This window comes from Streptomyces olivochromogenes (assembly GCF_001514115.1).
In the GTDB taxonomy this organism is placed as follows: Bacteria; Actinomycetota; Actinomycetes; order Streptomycetales; family Streptomycetaceae; genus Streptomyces; species Streptomyces olivochromogenes.
Window position 1 is genome coordinate 269,979 of record NZ_KQ948453.1, and the last position, 14,908, is coordinate 284,886.

The 14,908-nt window shown below is 68.6% G+C and carries 18 protein-coding genes; 12 read left to right on the forward strand and 6 right to left on the reverse strand.

Annotation, left to right across the window (positions count from 1 at the left end; genetic code table 11):
- Positions 1-68: 68 nt before the first annotated feature.
- The 3 genes from AQJ27_RS10795 to AQJ27_RS10805 form a co-directional block, all read right to left on the reverse strand.
- Positions 69-1,178, reverse strand: a complete 1,110-nt coding sequence (locus AQJ27_RS10795) for a PP2C family protein-serine/threonine phosphatase (RefSeq protein ID WP_067365453.1) — start codon at positions 1,176-1,178, stop codon at positions 69-71.
- 194 nt (positions 1,179-1,372) lie between these two features.
- A complete protein-coding gene (locus AQJ27_RS10800; protein ID WP_067365456.1) occupies positions 1,373-1,939 on the reverse strand; it encodes an NADPH-dependent FMN reductase in 567 nt (188 codons plus the stop codon).
- Positions 1,940-2,019: 80 nt separating this feature from the next.
- Positions 2,020-2,790 carry an SDR family NAD(P)-dependent oxidoreductase gene (locus AQJ27_RS10805; protein WP_067365458.1) on the reverse strand — a complete coding sequence of 257 codons (771 nt, stop codon included), beginning with the start codon at positions 2,788-2,790 and terminating at the stop codon, positions 2,020-2,022.
- A 237-nt stretch (positions 2,791-3,027) separates the two neighbouring features.
- Between AQJ27_RS10805 and AQJ27_RS10810 the strand changes: the two genes are divergently transcribed.
- Positions 3,028-3,465 carry a winged helix-turn-helix transcriptional regulator gene (locus AQJ27_RS10810; protein ID WP_235613610.1) on the forward strand — a complete coding sequence of 146 codons (438 nt, stop codon included), beginning with the start codon at positions 3,028-3,030 and terminating at the stop codon, positions 3,463-3,465.
- Here the strand turns inward: AQJ27_RS10810 and AQJ27_RS10815 are convergent.
- The gene (locus AQJ27_RS10815; RefSeq protein ID WP_067365465.1) at positions 3,458-4,582 is read right to left on the reverse strand and encodes a TDT family transporter; all 1,125 of its coding nucleotides are present in this window, start codon (positions 4,580-4,582) and stop codon (positions 3,458-3,460) included. The genes AQJ27_RS10810 and AQJ27_RS10815 overlap by 8 nt on opposite strands.
- A gap of 140 nt (positions 4,583-4,722) precedes the next feature.
- Positions 4,723-5,988 carry a tyrosine-type recombinase/integrase gene (locus tag AQJ27_RS10820; protein ID WP_159064339.1) on the reverse strand — a complete coding sequence of 422 codons (1,266 nt, stop codon included), beginning with the start codon at positions 5,986-5,988 and terminating at the stop codon, positions 4,723-4,725.
- A 141-nt stretch (positions 5,989-6,129) separates the two neighbouring features.
- On the opposite strand from AQJ27_RS10820, the gene AQJ27_RS10825 reads away from it, so the two are divergent.
- The 10 genes from AQJ27_RS10825 to AQJ27_RS10870 all read left to right on the forward strand — a co-directional run bounded on the left by AQJ27_RS10825 (position 6,130) and on the right by AQJ27_RS10870 (position 12,622).
- Positions 6,130-6,375, forward strand: coding sequence for a helix-turn-helix domain-containing protein (locus AQJ27_RS10825; RefSeq protein ID WP_159064340.1), 246 nt, complete (start codon positions 6,130-6,132; stop codon positions 6,373-6,375).
- The gene (locus tag AQJ27_RS10830) at positions 6,372-6,962 is read left to right on the forward strand and encodes a GIY-YIG nuclease family protein (RefSeq protein ID WP_107120676.1); all 591 of its coding nucleotides are present in this window, start codon (positions 6,372-6,374) and stop codon (positions 6,960-6,962) included. Before AQJ27_RS10825 ends, AQJ27_RS10830 begins: the two co-directional genes overlap by 4 nt.
- Positions 6,963-7,129: 167 nt before the next feature.
- The gene (locus AQJ27_RS10835) at positions 7,130-7,573 is read left to right on the forward strand and encodes a hypothetical protein (RefSeq protein ID WP_067365477.1); all 444 of its coding nucleotides are present in this window, start codon (positions 7,130-7,132) and stop codon (positions 7,571-7,573) included.
- Positions 7,570-7,884 (forward strand): helix-turn-helix domain-containing protein, encoded by a 315-nt coding sequence (locus AQJ27_RS10840; RefSeq protein ID WP_067365480.1) that lies wholly within the window; start codon positions 7,570-7,572, stop codon positions 7,882-7,884. The genes AQJ27_RS10835 and AQJ27_RS10840 overlap by 4 nt, the downstream gene beginning before the upstream one ends.
- Positions 7,885-7,886: 2 nt before the next feature.
- Positions 7,887-8,066, forward strand: a complete 180-nt coding sequence (locus tag AQJ27_RS10845; protein WP_067365483.1) for a hypothetical protein — start codon at positions 7,887-7,889, stop codon at positions 8,064-8,066.
- Entirely contained in the window at positions 8,063-8,524 is a 462-nt protein-coding gene (locus AQJ27_RS10850; RefSeq protein ID WP_067365486.1) for a hypothetical protein, read from the forward strand. The genes AQJ27_RS10845 and AQJ27_RS10850 overlap by 4 nt, the downstream gene beginning before the upstream one ends.
- Positions 8,525-8,647: 123 nt before the next feature.
- Positions 8,648-8,833 (forward strand): ribbon-helix-helix domain-containing protein, encoded by a 186-nt coding sequence (locus tag AQJ27_RS10855; protein ID WP_067365489.1) that lies wholly within the window; start codon positions 8,648-8,650, stop codon positions 8,831-8,833.
- Between the two features lie 355 nt (positions 8,834-9,188).
- Positions 9,189-10,136 carry a bifunctional DNA primase/polymerase gene (locus AQJ27_RS56335; protein ID WP_268814588.1) on the forward strand — a complete coding sequence of 316 codons (948 nt, stop codon included), beginning with the start codon at positions 9,189-9,191 and terminating at the stop codon, positions 10,134-10,136.
- The gene (locus AQJ27_RS10865) at positions 10,133-11,728 is read left to right on the forward strand and encodes a DNA primase family protein (RefSeq protein WP_067365498.1); all 1,596 of its coding nucleotides are present in this window, start codon (positions 10,133-10,135) and stop codon (positions 11,726-11,728) included. Before AQJ27_RS56335 ends, AQJ27_RS10865 begins: the two co-directional genes overlap by 4 nt.
- A gap of 354 nt (positions 11,729-12,082) precedes the next feature.
- A complete protein-coding gene (locus AQJ27_RS10870; RefSeq protein ID WP_067365503.1) occupies positions 12,083-12,622 on the forward strand; it encodes a hypothetical protein in 540 nt (179 codons plus the stop codon).
- A 489-nt stretch (positions 12,623-13,111) separates the two neighbouring features.
- Here AQJ27_RS10870 and AQJ27_RS10875 read toward each other — a convergent pair whose 3' ends face one another.
- Positions 13,112-13,828 carry a hypothetical protein gene (locus AQJ27_RS10875; protein WP_067365508.1) on the reverse strand — a complete coding sequence of 239 codons (717 nt, stop codon included), beginning with the start codon at positions 13,826-13,828 and terminating at the stop codon, positions 13,112-13,114.
- Between the two features lie 201 nt (positions 13,829-14,029).
- Here AQJ27_RS10875 and AQJ27_RS10880 point away from each other — a divergent pair, with 201 nt between their 5' ends.
- The gene (locus AQJ27_RS10880; RefSeq protein WP_067365511.1) at positions 14,030-14,650 is read left to right on the forward strand and encodes a hypothetical protein; all 621 of its coding nucleotides are present in this window, start codon (positions 14,030-14,032) and stop codon (positions 14,648-14,650) included.
- Positions 14,651-14,908 lie beyond the last annotated feature (258 nt).

Sequence of the window (14,908 nt, forward strand, 5' to 3'; positions counted from 1 at the left end):
CGGCGCGCCATGCGCCTGCCGCCACGTGGCACATCCCTGGCCGAGCGGGCGAACGTGGCGGGCCGCCTTCACAGGCGCACGATGACCAGGGCGGTGTCGTCGGTGGCGTCACCGGGTGGGGTGAGGTCGGTGAGTACGCCGTCGGCGAGGGTTTCGGGGTCGTCTGCCCGGTGGCGGGCCAGCGAGTCGGCGAGCCGGGCGAGGCCCATGTCGATGTCTTCGCCGCGGCGTTCGATCAGACCGTCGGTGTAGAGCACGAGGACGGCGCCCTCGCGGAAGGCCGCGACAGCCTGGATCCGAGGGCCGTGTTGAGGACGGGCGGCCAGTGGCGGGTCGGTGGCCTGGTCCAGGAACTCGACGGTCCCGTCCCTGTGCAGGAGCGCTGGTGGGGGGTGGCCGGCGCTGCTGTAGGTAATGGTGTGCTTCTCCCAGTCGATGAACGCCGTGGCCACAGTGGCGTTCTCGGCGCCGTCGACGGTGCGGGCGTACAGCCCGAGGACTTCCAGGGCGCGGGCGGGGCCTTCGGGGACGAGAGAGGCGGCGGTGAGAGCGCTGCGCAGTTGTCCCATGACGCCGGCCGCGGCCAGGCCGTGGCCGACGACGTCGCCGACGGCGACGGCGATGCGATCGCCGGGCAGGTCGACCAGGTCGTACCAGTCGCCGGCCACATTCAGCGCTTCGGCGGCGGGCCGGTAGCGAACGGCCGCCGGGTGCCGGCCGACCGGGCGAGGAGCGGGCAACATGGCTTCTTGCAAGGTCAGCGCGACTTCACGGGCGCGGATGAGTTCGGTTACGTCCTCCACCCGGTGCAGCAGCACCGTCACCCGCCCATCAGGTCCGAACACGGGAATGTTGGTCATGTTGAAATACCGCTCGTGCCATACCCCGGGCTGGTCGGGGTCCTCCACGTCGTAGCGCTGCAGCGCTACGATGCTGCGCTCACCGGTGTCCGCCGCCCGGCGCAGTGACGCCAGAACTCTGAGCAGGAGAGGCTCGGCGGGGTCCTTTTCGGGGCGGTCCTCGGGCAGGAAGCGACCGACCAATTGCTCGCGGGGGAGGCCCCGCAGCCGCAGGAACTCCGCGTTGGCGTCCGCGAAGATCAGCTGCGGAGTCACCAGCGCCACCGCCCCGGGAAGGGCCTGGAACACCGCCGCGTAGTCGACCGCCGGTTCTGCCATGATTTTCCTGCTCACCGTGCCGCTGTCTGACTTTTCACGATACGAGCAGGGAGTCCCGGCTCGCACCATGAGGTTGCGGCGTTCCCACGCCGTCGGTGCGCCTTGCCCGGGGATCACGCCGGGTGGGAGGCCGTCCCTTGCCCACCACCCGGCACCGGAACGCCTCCGCTCGGAGCGTGCCGGGGATACGGGGCTCAGGACGCGGGGGCCTCGATGCCGGCGGCGAGGGCGCTGAGCACCTGCCTGAGCTGCGCGACGGCTTCGCTGTCATCGGCCGGGTGGGTCTCGGCGAAGCGGGTCACCGATCCGGGTATCGCGAGTCTGGCGTCCTCCAGGATCGTGGCGCCGGCGATACCGGCGGACTTGCGGGCGTCGTCCTGGGCCCACACGCCGCCGTACTGACCGAAGGCGGTGCCGACGACGGCGGTCGGCGTACCCGCCAGGGCACCGGCGCCGAACGGACGGGACAGCCAGTCGATGGCGTTCTTCAGCACGGCGGGCATGGTGCCGTTGTACTCGGGGGTGACGAGCAGGAACGCGTCGGCGCGCGCGGCGGTCTCGCGCAGGCGGGTGGCGGCGGCGGGACGCCGCTCGTCGGTGTCGATGTCCTCGTCGTAGAAGGGCACCTCGGCCAGGCCCTCGTAGAGGGTGACCTCGACGCCCTCGGGGGCGTGTTTGACGGCGGCCTCGGCGAGCTGACGGTTGTGCGAGCCGGAGCGCAGGCTGCCGACGAGGGCGAGGACGTGGACGTGGCCGGACATGGGTTCTCCAGATATGGACGTGCTGACGGAGCGAATACGTGGGGAGAGGCGTGGACCTTGGTCCGCGGTGGCGAGCGGCGCTACTCGCGCATGGTCAGGCCGCCGTCCACCGACAGGATCTGGCCGGTGATCCAGCTGGACTCCGCGGACAGGAGGAAGACGATCATGGAGGCGAGGTCCTCGGGCTCACCGAGCCTCGGCAGCGCGGTCTTCTCCGACAGGGCCTCGCGGACCTCGGGGGGCGTGCTGGCGCGGAGGTTCTCCGTGAGGACGACCCCGGGGGCGACGGCGTTGGCCCGGATGTTCTTTCGGCCCCACGCATGGGCGGTGTGGCGGGTGAGCGCGTGCAGGGCGATCTTGGACGAGGCGTACGCGGTGAGCCACGCCTCCCGCTGCCACGCCGCCAGGGAGGAGACGTTGACGATCGAGCCGCCGCCCGCGGCGACCAGGGCGGGGAGGCTTTCGCGGATCACGAGCCCGGTGCCGGTGACGTTGATGCGCATCATGTCGGCCCACACGTCGGGGTCCATGGTGTCGACGCCCTGGTCACGGGTCATGAGGTCCGCGCTGACGGCGGCGGCGACGTTGGCGACGCCGTCGAGTCGGCCGAACCGGTCGGTGGTCCGGGCGACCAGGGAGGTGATGGAGCCCTCGTCCCGGAGGTCGAACTGGACGGTGAGCAGCCGATCGGCCGCTTCTCCGGCCTGCTCGCGGGTTCGCGCGAGCTTCTCGGCGCTGGTACCGGCCGCGGTCACGCGGGCGCCTTCGGCCAGCAGTCGCCGCACGGTGACCGCGCCGATGCCCGATCCGCCGCCGGTGACGATGAAGACCTTGTCCTTGAGCCCTTCCATGGCTGGACACATCCTTTCGGCTTGTGAGGATGCGGCGCTGATGCGGCAGGTGGGAACAGTGCCGGGGGCGATGCGGCGGGAATACGCCTGACGTGCCCGGTGGTTGCCGCCCTGTGCGCAGAACGACCGCTTCGACCAGTGCGTTGACGCCTGGTGCGCAGCCCACTGTGCAGGAGCGCGATAAGGGTTACAAAAGGCATGTTTATGTTCCTGAGGAACATCGGAAGGGCGTTTTCAGTGAGCAACGATGAGGGTCGGGCGGCTTCCACCGGCGCGTCGCGGGTGAACGTACTGCGCCTCTCGGGCCCGTGTGAGCGCTGGGACGAACGGGACGCGGACTTCATCCGCGAGATCCTCGACCTGGTGGGCGACAAGTGGAGCATGCTCGTCATCGGCGCCCTGGCCGTCCGCGACGCCCGCTACTCGGACCTCGACACCGAGATCCCCGCCATCTCCCGGCGCATGCTCACCCTCACCCTCAAGCGCCTTCAGCGCAGCGGGCTGGTCGACCGCACCGCCTACGCGGAGGTGCCGCCCCGCGTCGAGTACTCCCTCACCAGCCTCGGCTCCTCCCTGCTCTCCGCCATCGAGCCCCTGGCTGCCTGGTCCGCCGAACAGCGCGCCGAGATCCGACGCCACCAGGACGCGTACGACAGCGCAGTCACATCTACCTAGGTGTCGCGAGCAGTTCGCCGCTGACCAGGCCGCGCGCGGTGCGGACGGCGGCCACGCTCCAGGCGGCGACGAGAAGCGCGAACAGGGCGACCGCGAGCCAGTCGAAGGCGACCAGCCCGGTGTGCCGGGCCAGGCCCTCGGCGCCGGTGACACAGGTCCCCACCGGGAAGGTGAACGCCCACCAGGTCATCGCGAACCCCATGCCCTGCCGGCGGGCCCGCGCCACCAGCGCGCCGGCCAGGCCCAGCCACAGCAGTGCGAAGCCCAGCACGGGGACGCCGTAGAGGACGGCGAGCATCCCGAAGCCCTGGTCGTAGGGGGCCGGCACGACGCCCGGTGCGAAGTCCGCGAACTTGCCGACCGCGGTCGTGGACTGGCCGAGCGGACCGAGTACGAGGAACAGCGTCGGAGTGAGCGCGAGCGGCAGCGGCCCCGCGGTGATGAGCCGGGCGAAGATCACCGGCAGCATCACGAAGGTGGCCAGCAGGCTCAGTCCGAACAGCGCGAAGCACCCGAGAAGCAGGGTCTCCCGGGGCTGGCCCGGGGGCAGGTGGGGCACGAGGAGCGGTCCGACGGCGGCCGACACCATGGGCGCGACGAGGGGGAGCAGCCAGACGGGCGTGGCCTGGTCGGCGCGGATGCGGTGGCGTACGACCATCAGGTACGGGATGGCCAGGGCGGCGGCGAGTCCGACGGCCGTGCCGACGGTGAACAGTACGGCGTCCACGGCGACCGCCGCCCGCATCCCGATCCAGTACCGGCCGACGACGAGGGCGCCGCCGCCCACGGCCAGCAGGGCCATCGCCAGGCAGCCGTAGAAGGGGGCCATCGCCGGGTCGAGAAGGTGGGCGCGGGCCTGGTCGCGGTGGTACGTCCAGTGCAGGGCGCGGGCGCCGAGCAGGGTCACGAGCATGAGGGCCGAGAGGGCCCAGACAGCCGTGCAGACGTCTCGCAGGCCCGGGACGTCGCCGGGGAGTCCGGCGCCCGCCGTCGCCACGATCGCGGTGCCCATGACGGAGGCGTACCAGTTCGGGCCGAGATACCGGACCGCGGTGACGCGCGGGCGTCCGACTTCGGCGGCGGGGGTCGACAGGAAGGGCTGGGCTGCGGTGACCATGCGTCCACGGTCGCGCGCCCGCCGGGTCCCCACCAGGGAGTACGCGTCTATGGGGGCATAAGCTGGCTTTATGCCGTCTGCCCTGGTCCTAGGGCTGCGACCTGGGGTTTTCCAGGTCCGTGATACCTCAGTGATACTGATCATGCACCCTGACCAGGGAATTTACCCTTGACGACCCTGAGAGAGGGCCCTTCGGTGCCGGTATCACCGACGACCGGTGAGACCTGCCGTCGAAGTGCCGCAACCTGCTTCGCGGCGGCCGCCTGAGAGCCCGGGATGACGTGGGCGTACGTGGTGAGCATCGTGGCCACGGTGTGGCCCGTGCGCTCGGCGACGACCTTGACCGGCACCCCCGCCGTCAGCCAGGTGGTGACCATCGTGTGGCGGAGACCGTGAAGCGAGAGGCGAGGGAGCTCGTCCTCACCGAGATCCTTGCGGCACCTGGCCACCGCGCGGTCGAACGCGGCACTGACGCTCTTGGGGGTGAGCCGCTTCCCGTTCTCGTCCCCGAAGATCGGCGCCGTGTCCCGGACGAGGCTGAGGTGCAGGCCACCGCGCCCGACTCGCCACGCCTTGAGAACCGCCACGGTCTCCTCGTCGAGGTCGACGGTGCGGGACTTGCGGGTCTTCGTCGGCCCGAGCACCGGCTTGCCACCGGGGCCGGGGCGCGCGTTGCGGTAGACGCTGATGACGTCCCCCTTGGCGTCTCGCCAGTCGAGGGCCAGGAGCTCACCCCGCCGCATGCCGGTCGTGGCGGAGACGTACCAGAACGCCACGTGCTCCTGGTCGTGCTCCGCCGCCCAGGTGAGGAAGGCGTCGAGCTGCTCCGATGACCACGCCCGGGGAGTGGCGGCCTCCTCGTCGTTGAGGCGCGGCGGCGTGGCCTTGGTGGCGGGGTTCTTGGCCAGGAGCGGCGGCTCGGCCTCCACGGCGGCCTTAAGTGCCATGCTCATGACAGCCGCAGCCAGGCGGACGGAGCGCGGCGCGAGCGGGCCGCCCCTGGCACTCCCGGTGGCCTCCAGCTCGCGGTACAGGGCGTTGAGGCGCGTCGACGTGAGCTTGGCCAGCTTCACGCCGCCAACGCGGGGCTTGAGCGTGACGCGGATCATCTGGCCGTACGTCTGCCGGGTGCTGGGGGAGGTCCGGAGGCCGGTCAGCCAGGTGTCGAGCCACTCCGCGACGGTGACGTCTCCCGGGTCGGCGAGCGTCCCGGCGTCACTCTGGGCGAGCGTTGCCCTCATGTCCTTGAGAGCGGCCTGCTTCGTGAGGAACCCGCGCTTCAGCTTCGGTTTGCGGACGCCGCCGATCGACACGGTTGCCTTCCACATCCACCTGGTGCCAGACGCCGTCTGATAGCTGTATGCGCCGCCCTCACCCGGGCTGCGACGCGGCTTTTGCGTGCTCATGGCATTCCTTCCACAGTGGGTCACCCTGCGTGACCTTCTGGTCATATTTTATCACGATGTGTGAATCGATGGAATGCGGAGAGTCACAAATGCCTGGTCAAAGCACTGGACGATATGCTCACTCATTGTTACGATAAGGGCATGGACACGACAACGGACACGCGTCGCGGGCGACTGCTGACGTGGCTGGAGAGCGGCACCGCGCAGCGGCTCCGAGAGCGGGCCGGCCTCACCTTCAACGAGGTTGCGGAGCGGATCGGCGTCTCGCACGTGACAGTGCGGCGGTGCGAGAAAGAGCGGTACGTGCCGCGCGACCGTGACGCGGCGATCAGGTACTACGAGCTCCTGGCGCGGCTTCGCGACGAGCTGAAAGACGCTGAGCGGTGACCAGGCGTGAGGTCGAGTACGAATGGGCCTATGTCTACGCCGTTTTCGGGCCGGACGGTCGGCCACGGTACGTGGGGTGCACCGCACGACCGAAAGGGCGTGAGAAGGACCATCAGAGGGCTCACCGCTCCAAAGGTCGTATTCGCAACAAGCAACTTCACGCCTGGCTCACGTCACTCCATGAGCAGGGGCACGTGCCGGTGCTGCGGGTCATCCAGGTGGTGCCGTACGACGAGCGGCGGTACGCCGTCGAGGCGCGTTGGACGAAGCGCTTGAGAGCTCGTGGGTATGACCTCGTCAACAAATGGGACGGCACGGCACGTGGCCACAAGTTCGGCCCGCTGAGCCAGGAGCACCGTCGCAAGCTCAGTGAGTGGCAGAAGGGCAAGCCGCTGAGGGACGAGCACTGCCGTGCGATCAGCGAGGGATTGCGGGACTACTACGCCGCTCTACCCGACGAGCTCAGGGCCAAGAGGCACGACAAGCGACGCGGGCGGGAGCTCTCCCCGGAGCATCGGGCAAAGGTCAGCGAAGGTCGCAAGCGGTACTGGGAACGCGTCCGCGCCGAGCGAGAGACGGCGATATGACCATCTCAACTGGTTTGCGCCACGGGGCACTCCGCCCCTACAGTCAACGACGAACCGAAGCCATCCGGCGGAGGAGCGGAACAGGAATCCCTGGGCTGCTCCATGCCGTGGTGGCTTTTGCCGTTCCGAGGATTCCCTCTCCGCGTGAGCGAGGGGAGGCGGCAGCCATGAGCGACTGGGATCCGGGCTATTTGTGGCACAAGCGGAGTGAGGTGTATTTCTCCCTCCAGCGGCGATATGACCGTGCCAACGAGACGATGCCCGAGGGCCAGCGAGATGACCCAGTGCTGCTGGGCACGCGCTGTGCTGACGGGACCTTGCCATGCGGCGGGTGTGGTCGACCGATCCTGGCGCACGAGCCGTACTTCTTCATGCCTGGTGAGGGTGCTCATCACCTCATCGGCTGCATCAACTCGAACTGCGTGCTTTGCGGTGAGTCGATCTTTGAGTCCAATCACCTCGTGCGCTCTCCCGATCCGGTGGAGTGGGGATACGAGGACGGGGACGATCACGTGAACCACCGGATATGCGTGGAGGCGTACGAGCTCATCAAGGCGCTCGACCTGCCTGACGTCTACTGGCCACCGGACGATGACGAGGTCGACGAGTGAACGCCGCCGAGCGCCTGCACGGCCGCTGGTTCGCGACGGTCACCGAGGCCGCCGAGGTGCTGCACGTCGACCGCCGAACGGTCTGCCGCGCGATCGACCGGGGTGAGATCCCCGCCGTGCGCGTCGGCCAGCAACTGCGCGTGCCGGTCGCGTGGATACGAGAACGCGCGATGCTTGAGGGCTGGCCCCCAACGCCCGCCGCGCCACACGAGGTTCAGGAAGAGACAGAGGAAGCCGCCCTCAACGGGGCGGCTTCCGCCGTTTCAGGCGGTGTTAGCGGCACCGTCCTCAACTTCATCAATGGGAGCTGATGATGACCCAGCGTAACCTGCTCGCCCCCGCCGCGAACCTCGTCACCGATGAGGCCCTGGCCAAGGCTCACCGACAGGCCGTCGTGGACGAGGCGGAGACCGCCGTGTCCGTGGAAATGCTGCGCCTGACGCTGGCGCAGCTCGGCAAGGTGCTGCGCCTGACCGAGGAGGCCGACCAGTGAGCCGCGGGGTACACGTCAACCTCGACACCGTCGCCCGCTACTGCGCGAAGGCTGGCCTCGGGTCCGTCGCGCACTGCCGAGACTGGCTTGAGCGGGAGTTCAAGGCGAAGCGCCGCGTCGTCATCAACGGCCGCTCCCTCGCGGGCTACCGGGACGTGAAGGGGAAGTGGTGGTGCCTGACGAGCCGCATGGTCAAGGTGTTCGGCCTGACGCTGAGCCAGGCGAACGCCCTGCGAGGGATCGCGGAGTCACGGCGTGCCCCCACGTTCCCGCCGACCACGAAGCGCCTCAAGCGGGGTGACTGCGTGGCCTGCGTCGGGACGTGCAGGCAGCGGGTGTTGATCGAGATGGACGCGGACCTGTCGTGGGACGGCCGGCCAAGCGCCTCCCTCGTGGCGGAGCTGACGTATCACCGCACGGTGCCGCGGGCGATGACGGTGCGGATATCGCCGCGCTGAGCGGAATTGGTAAAGGCATATCGCCGATATGCCTTTACCGTGAAAATTGATAAGCGCTGGTCACTGTATTCCGGGTTTTCCCGATCACTTGCAGGATAATATAAATCTCGAAGGAGGCCACCAATGACCACCCGAGTAAACGCCCGCGGCGTGACGGTCTATCACGTCAACTTCGACCTCGCTGAGGACGTCGTCAAGGACCTCGACGCGGAGGCCGGTCGCACCGGCGACACCCGAGCGGCCGTGCTGCGCCGCGCCATTCACGAGTGGCTGGAGACGCGACCGAAGCGAGAGGCGCTCAGCGTCTAAGACCCCCCGCGCCCCACTACGGCGCGGCAGCAGTACCCAGGAATGCGGAAGGCCCAGGAATCGACCGGTTACCAGCCGGTCGGCCTGGGCCTTCTCTCGTTCTACGACACCACCAAGTTCAACCACCGCGGCGAGCCACCACAACTCACCCGACAGCCGCGCTCACACCCGTCATCGCTCAAGGCGAGAGGACGACCGACCCGGAAAGGGAGGCGCTCATGTAGCCACCGCCTCAGCGAAGAGAAGCAGTGACCGTATTCAGTTGAAAGGGAGACTTCATGTCTTCAATCACGCTCTGTGCCCATTTTACCGCGTTTCGGGCGCAGTTGAACATCCAGGGGCGCGAGGTGACCGCGTGAGCACTCACTCGCAGCCGCGTCACTGGGACTTGTCATGGTCACACATCCCGGTGAGCCGGAAGACAGAGAAGCATGCCCGGCAGGCACTGGTGAAGCTTCCAGGACGTGCCCCCAAGGACAAGGTCAAGTACGCCAAGCTGTACTGGTCCGGAGACGTCCGCGCCACCTGGCCAGACCTGCAGACCGAGGTGCGGCGAGGCCGTGACGTCGGCATCCTCTCTGGTCAGTCCGGGTTGGTCTTCGTCGACTGCGACGTCAAGCACACCGACGCCACCTTTGAGGGCCAAGGCAACACCCGTCGGTTGATCCCCGGAGCCACGCTCAGCGGCCTGGACGACCTTCACCGAGTCGCCGCCGAGCACGGTGAGACGGTGCCGGAAACGTACGTCATTCAGACGCCAAGCGGTGGCACGCACCTCTACTTCCGGCAGAACCCTGGCCAGGAGGTGTCCACCAAGCACCACCGCCGGGGCTGGACGATCGACGTCATCGCCGGTCAGAACCTGTGGGTAGCGGCGCCCCCAACTCAGGGCTACGAGGTCGCGAGTGACCGCGAGGTGGCCGAGCTCCCGCTCTGGCTGGCCCAGTTCATCCAGGGCGTCAATCAGCGTCTCCTGCCCGTCGGTGGCCAGCGTCAGCAGGCTCTCCTGGACGCGGCCCGGGAGGCACGGAGCGCCGTCAAGGTCGGGACCACGGGCTCCCTGCTCGACCGCTGGGTACGGGCGGAACTGGACGTCGTCGCGTTCGCCCAGGAGATCCGTCGCGGTTGGAATCTCGCCATATTTCAGTGTTCATGCAACTTGTTCGAGTACGGCTACGCCTATGAGGACGTCAAGAAGGCGGTCCTCGACGTCGCTGAGCCCGACAACGACCACGAGGCCGACAAGGCCATCGACACCATCGACTCCGCTTGGGATCGCAAGAAGGGCGGCTACGCGCTGTGACTGAGAACGTGAACCCGCTGGCGGCCGCCCTCGTCCTGCCGCCGACGCCCGGCACGGAGGCGGAGGTTGCCCTGATGTTCGCCACCGAGTGTCTCCAGGGCCGCTACGTCCACACCACCACGCTCGGCTGGCTGATGGACGACGGCCAGCGTTGGAAGCCCGTCGCCGACAAGACGGCGCGGGAAGCCGCTCGGCAGTGGGTGGCCAGCGTCGTCAACCAGGCGCTGCGGGTCGAGCTTCAGGCTCGCGAGAACGGTGACCAGCCGACGGCCTCCGCCGCAGCCAGCGTGGCGGGCATGTGGCGCCGCTACGAGACCGCCGCCAAGCTCAGCAACCTGGTCTCCCTCGCCAGCGCAATCGACGGCGTGGCGGGTGACGCCTCGGACTTCGACTCGCACCCCGACCTGCTGAACACGCCGAGTGGAGTAGTGGAGTTGAAGACCGGTGACCTGCTGCCGTATGAGTCGTGCTACAAGTTCACGAAGATGACCGGCGTCGCGTACTTCCCGGGTGCCAGGCACAACGACTGGCGGGTTGCCCTCCAGGCGATTCCCAAGGACACCCTCGCCTACATGCAGCTTCGCCTCGGCCAGGCGATCACCGGCCACCACGTCAACGACGACACGGTGTTCTTCGGCACCGGCGGCGGTGCCAACGGCAAGTCCACCCTCTACCAGGGCGTCATGGGTGCGATCGGTGACTATGCGGTCATCGTCAACGAGGTCCTGATCGGTGCAGAGTCGGACAAGCAACACCCCACCGAGATCATGGACCTCTTCGGCGCGCGTCTGGCGTTGATCGAGGAGCTGCCGGAGGGCAAGCACCTCAGCGTCCGCGCGATCAAGAACCTGACCGGCAGCCAGCTCAAGGGCCGACGGATGCACAAGGACTGGCTGACCTTCAGCAGCAGCCACTCCCTGTTCGTGAACGCGAACTACCTGCCGATGGTCTCGGAGACCGACCACGGTACGTGGCGACGACTGCTCCGTCTCCACTTCCCGTACACGTTCCGCAAGCCGTTCGACTACGACCGTCTCGCCGAGCCCAGGGTCACCGATCGGCGAGGCGATACCGGCCTTCGCGACCGCATCAAGGACGGTGGCAACGGCCTGTGGGAGGCGATCCTGGCCTGGTTGGTGGAGGGCGCGGTGCGGTGGTACCAGGGTGACGAGGACCGCGAGCTTCGGAGCCTGGGTGAGCCGTCCCAGCGCGTCATCCGAGACAGCGAGACGTGGCAGGAGCGCTGTAACCCGCTGGTGGCGTACGCGAAGGAGTACCTGATGCCCGACCCAGGGCGGCACGTGCACGCCGAAACGGTGGCGGCAAACGTCAACGCCTTCATCGAGGGACGCGGCCACCACCGTTGGTCAGCCCCAGTCGTCAACGAGCGGCTGGCGGCGTACTTCGCGGCCCAGGGCGTGGATGTCGAGAAGAGGAAGGTCAAGAAGTCCGGCAAGCTGTCCACACTGATTGCGGACGCGGACCTGCCTCCGAGCTACCAGGCGTGGGTGGGCCTCCGCTGGCGGACCCCAGTCGATGACGCCGAGACGGTCGAGAACGCGACTGGCGAAACGGCCCAAGAGGTGCATTGAGCGAAAAAGGTTCCAGCGGTTCCAGCGCTTTAGGTAATTCCTCCTGTTCGCTCTACGGGAGGAGAAACCTAGAGGCTGGAACCGCTGGAACCGCTGGAACCGAGCTGGAACCGGACCAGTGCCGTCCACATCCTTACCGGGTGGGACGGCACTTTGATGCGTAGGCCGACCACGCCCCGTATCACTTGAAGTAACCCTGGCCAGCCACGTAGCCGCCACCCCTGGCGAAAGCCATGCGGCACCGCCGTCACGACGGCTTCACCCCCAACGCCCGTGCTGCGCCCGGTCGCCAGCCACAGGTTGCTGAGGCACCTGCCGCGCAAGGCGACCACGTGACCGTGCAAGATGTCCCCCATGGCACAGCAGTGGGGAACCGTGGTGGCCGCTCTCATCGGCGTGGGTGGCGCCTTCGGCGGCATCTTCTTGGGGCGGAGACAGGTCACCGACCAGGCCGCGGTGGAGCACGGCCAGTGGCTTCGGGGGCAGCGCCAGGAGGCGTACGTGGCGCTGTTGGAGGCCTGGGACACCGGCGTGAAGCGGTTCGACGAGCGGGTTGAGAACTGGGAGGACGAGCACTACGCCGCGGAGAACTTCGAGGGGAACGGGTGGGAGGAGAGCGAGAAGTCGATCTACCACCGCACCCACGAGATCGCTGAGACGGTGCAGCGGGCGATCGAGCGAGTGGAGCTGCTGGGCCCCAAGAGCGTCGATGACGCCTCCGTTCGCCTCACAGACGCGCTGGGCGCGCTGAAGGACGCCGTGCGCTCGAAGGCGGGTGGCGAGGAGTGGCCGGACTGGACGGCGTACCGCGAGGCGACAGAGAAGACAGACGCGGCGCGTCGCGGCTTTCTGATGGCCTCGCGAGAGACGATGCGCGCGGCCCCGCGGCCGTAGGCGGCGGCGCTACCGCTGCGCCCTGACCCTGGTTCGTTCGAGTAACCCGAGGGCAGGCACCGAGCGCCGCCCCCTCCAACGGTTCGTATCCGTACAAGCGATACGGAGCCGGTCAGGGGTCCGTTGAACGGACACCTGGCCACGCAAGCGACCGTCGCCGTGACGGTCAGCGCTCGACCGCCCCGCTCACCGCCAGCCTCGCACCAACGGGACGCTGCGCCCTCCTGGCCGGCCAACCCCTGGTGACGGCTCGTCAGGCCCGCTCGGGCCACTCGCGGGCATCTCGCCGCGTCACCTGCTCGCCCTGGGGTTACAGACACAGGCCCGTCGAGAGGGACTGAGAGGGGCACGAGGCGACTTGGCAGCTTTGGTATACCAAGCAGGTTGCTACGCGCAAGGTTCTTCGCCACGCTCACGGCCGCTCAGGCGGTCTCGCCCCTCACGACCCTCCCCCTCGTCCGCTCTCGCGTCTCAGTCGTGAGCACCCCGTCAGATCAATGCCGCCGCCGTGGCGATCAGCGTGAGACCCGCGATCACCGCGGAGACGAGGGCGATGCGGTCCCCGCTGGATAGCCGCGACCAGGTCGACCCCCACTGGACGTCTTCCGTCACCTTGAAGACGGGGCGGTCAGCCCGGCCGTTCACCCATTCCCTCACCAGCTGCGTGCCGCCAAGGACCAGGACCCCGACGCCCGAGATCTGCGTCAGGTAGTCGTAGAAGTCGCGGGGCCCGGCATACGTCATGGACGGGACCCAGATCATCAACACCAAGGCCATGAGGAGAGCCGTTTGACGGACCTGGGGTATGCGGTAGCGGTGCTCCGCGGCGCCGTGGGCCTCCTCCAGGATCTCGCCCAGCCGGTGGGCCTGGCCGTGGGTCCAGATGGGGTCGCCGGAGCGCACCGTCACCGTGACGACGCCGTCCTCGAACTCGATGCTGACGTACCTGGCTGCTCCCTCGTCCCGCTCGAAGGTAAGCGCGGTCCACGGTGTCCGGTCGGACACGTACGGCAGCGCCGCGCGGGCGGCGTTGAGGTCGTCGAGCGTGTCCTCCTGGAGATGGGCGTTGCCCACGGTGCACCTCACCGACACCGTTCCCGCGGGCGCGCCCTCACCGGCCACCAGGAACACCTTGTCGAGCTCGGTCCGCCCGACGCGGGCGTGAAAGTAGGTGGCGGTTCTCGCGATCACGGGTGGAGCGGCCATGACAGGAGTATGCCGATCTGACGGTCCGACCGCGTCCACGTGACCACTCCAAGCGGCGGCAGGTGACCGTTTCGTTACCGACTGGCCACGGGTGAGGCTGAGTTGCGCCGGGCGTCGCGCGTCCCGCAGTCGGATCGGTCGGTGACGCTCAGCGCCCCGCGCTGTCACCGGGGCTCTCAACTCCCGCTACGCTCCCGCCTCATGGGAACACCCTGGGCCTCGATCATCGCCGGGACGACGGCCGTCTTCAGCGCGGTCGCCACAGGCGGCGCCTGGCTTGCCGCTCGCCGGGCCAACGCCACCGCGGACGCGGTCGCCCGCATCGAGCGCGATCGCTGGCACGCCGAGCTGACGCCGCAGTTCCGGATCACGCTGGAGCGCACCAACAACCGCACCGACAGGTTGAGCGTGCACCTGGCGGGCCCACTGTCCCTCGGGTCGCTCGACGAGATCCGTGTGGTCGTCATGTCGAGCGACGACATGGACCGTGCGCCCCGGCTTGCTGGGCCACCCACCCAGGACGAGGTGGACGCGCAGGTGTGGGGTCCGTACAGGTTCACGCACGGCGCGGACGGGGCGGACGTCGACGGCCGGACCATCGCGCCCTTCGCCCTGCGAGTTGGCGCGGGCCGGCCGTTCAGCATCGAGAAGACGTCGCCGCCGCCCTGGCAGGAGGGCAGCGACCGGGTGGAGCGCTGGCGGGACCAGTGGCTCAACAAGCCGATGCGCCTGGTCCTCACCTGCCGCCGGGGTGGCCTCGACCCGTGGGTGGTCCCGTACGAGGTGGAGGTGCCCCAGGCGCCGCGGGTGCGAACCCTGTAGCTGGCCGACCATCGGCCGGTGAGGGGTCCTCCTCAGGCCCGTTCCGCAGACGGCGAGACGTGAGGCGGTGGTTGAGCACCACGCGCCACCACTCCAGCCGGTCCGCCGACTCCTGCGGCAGGGCACGGACGAGGAGACGCGCCAGGGTGACGAGCGCGCCGGTGATGGTGGTGAGGACGACGAGGGACGCCGCGGCCCAGGATGGGACCGCTGAGAGGTCGGGCAGCACGGGAGGTCGGCTTTCCGGAGGCACGTTGG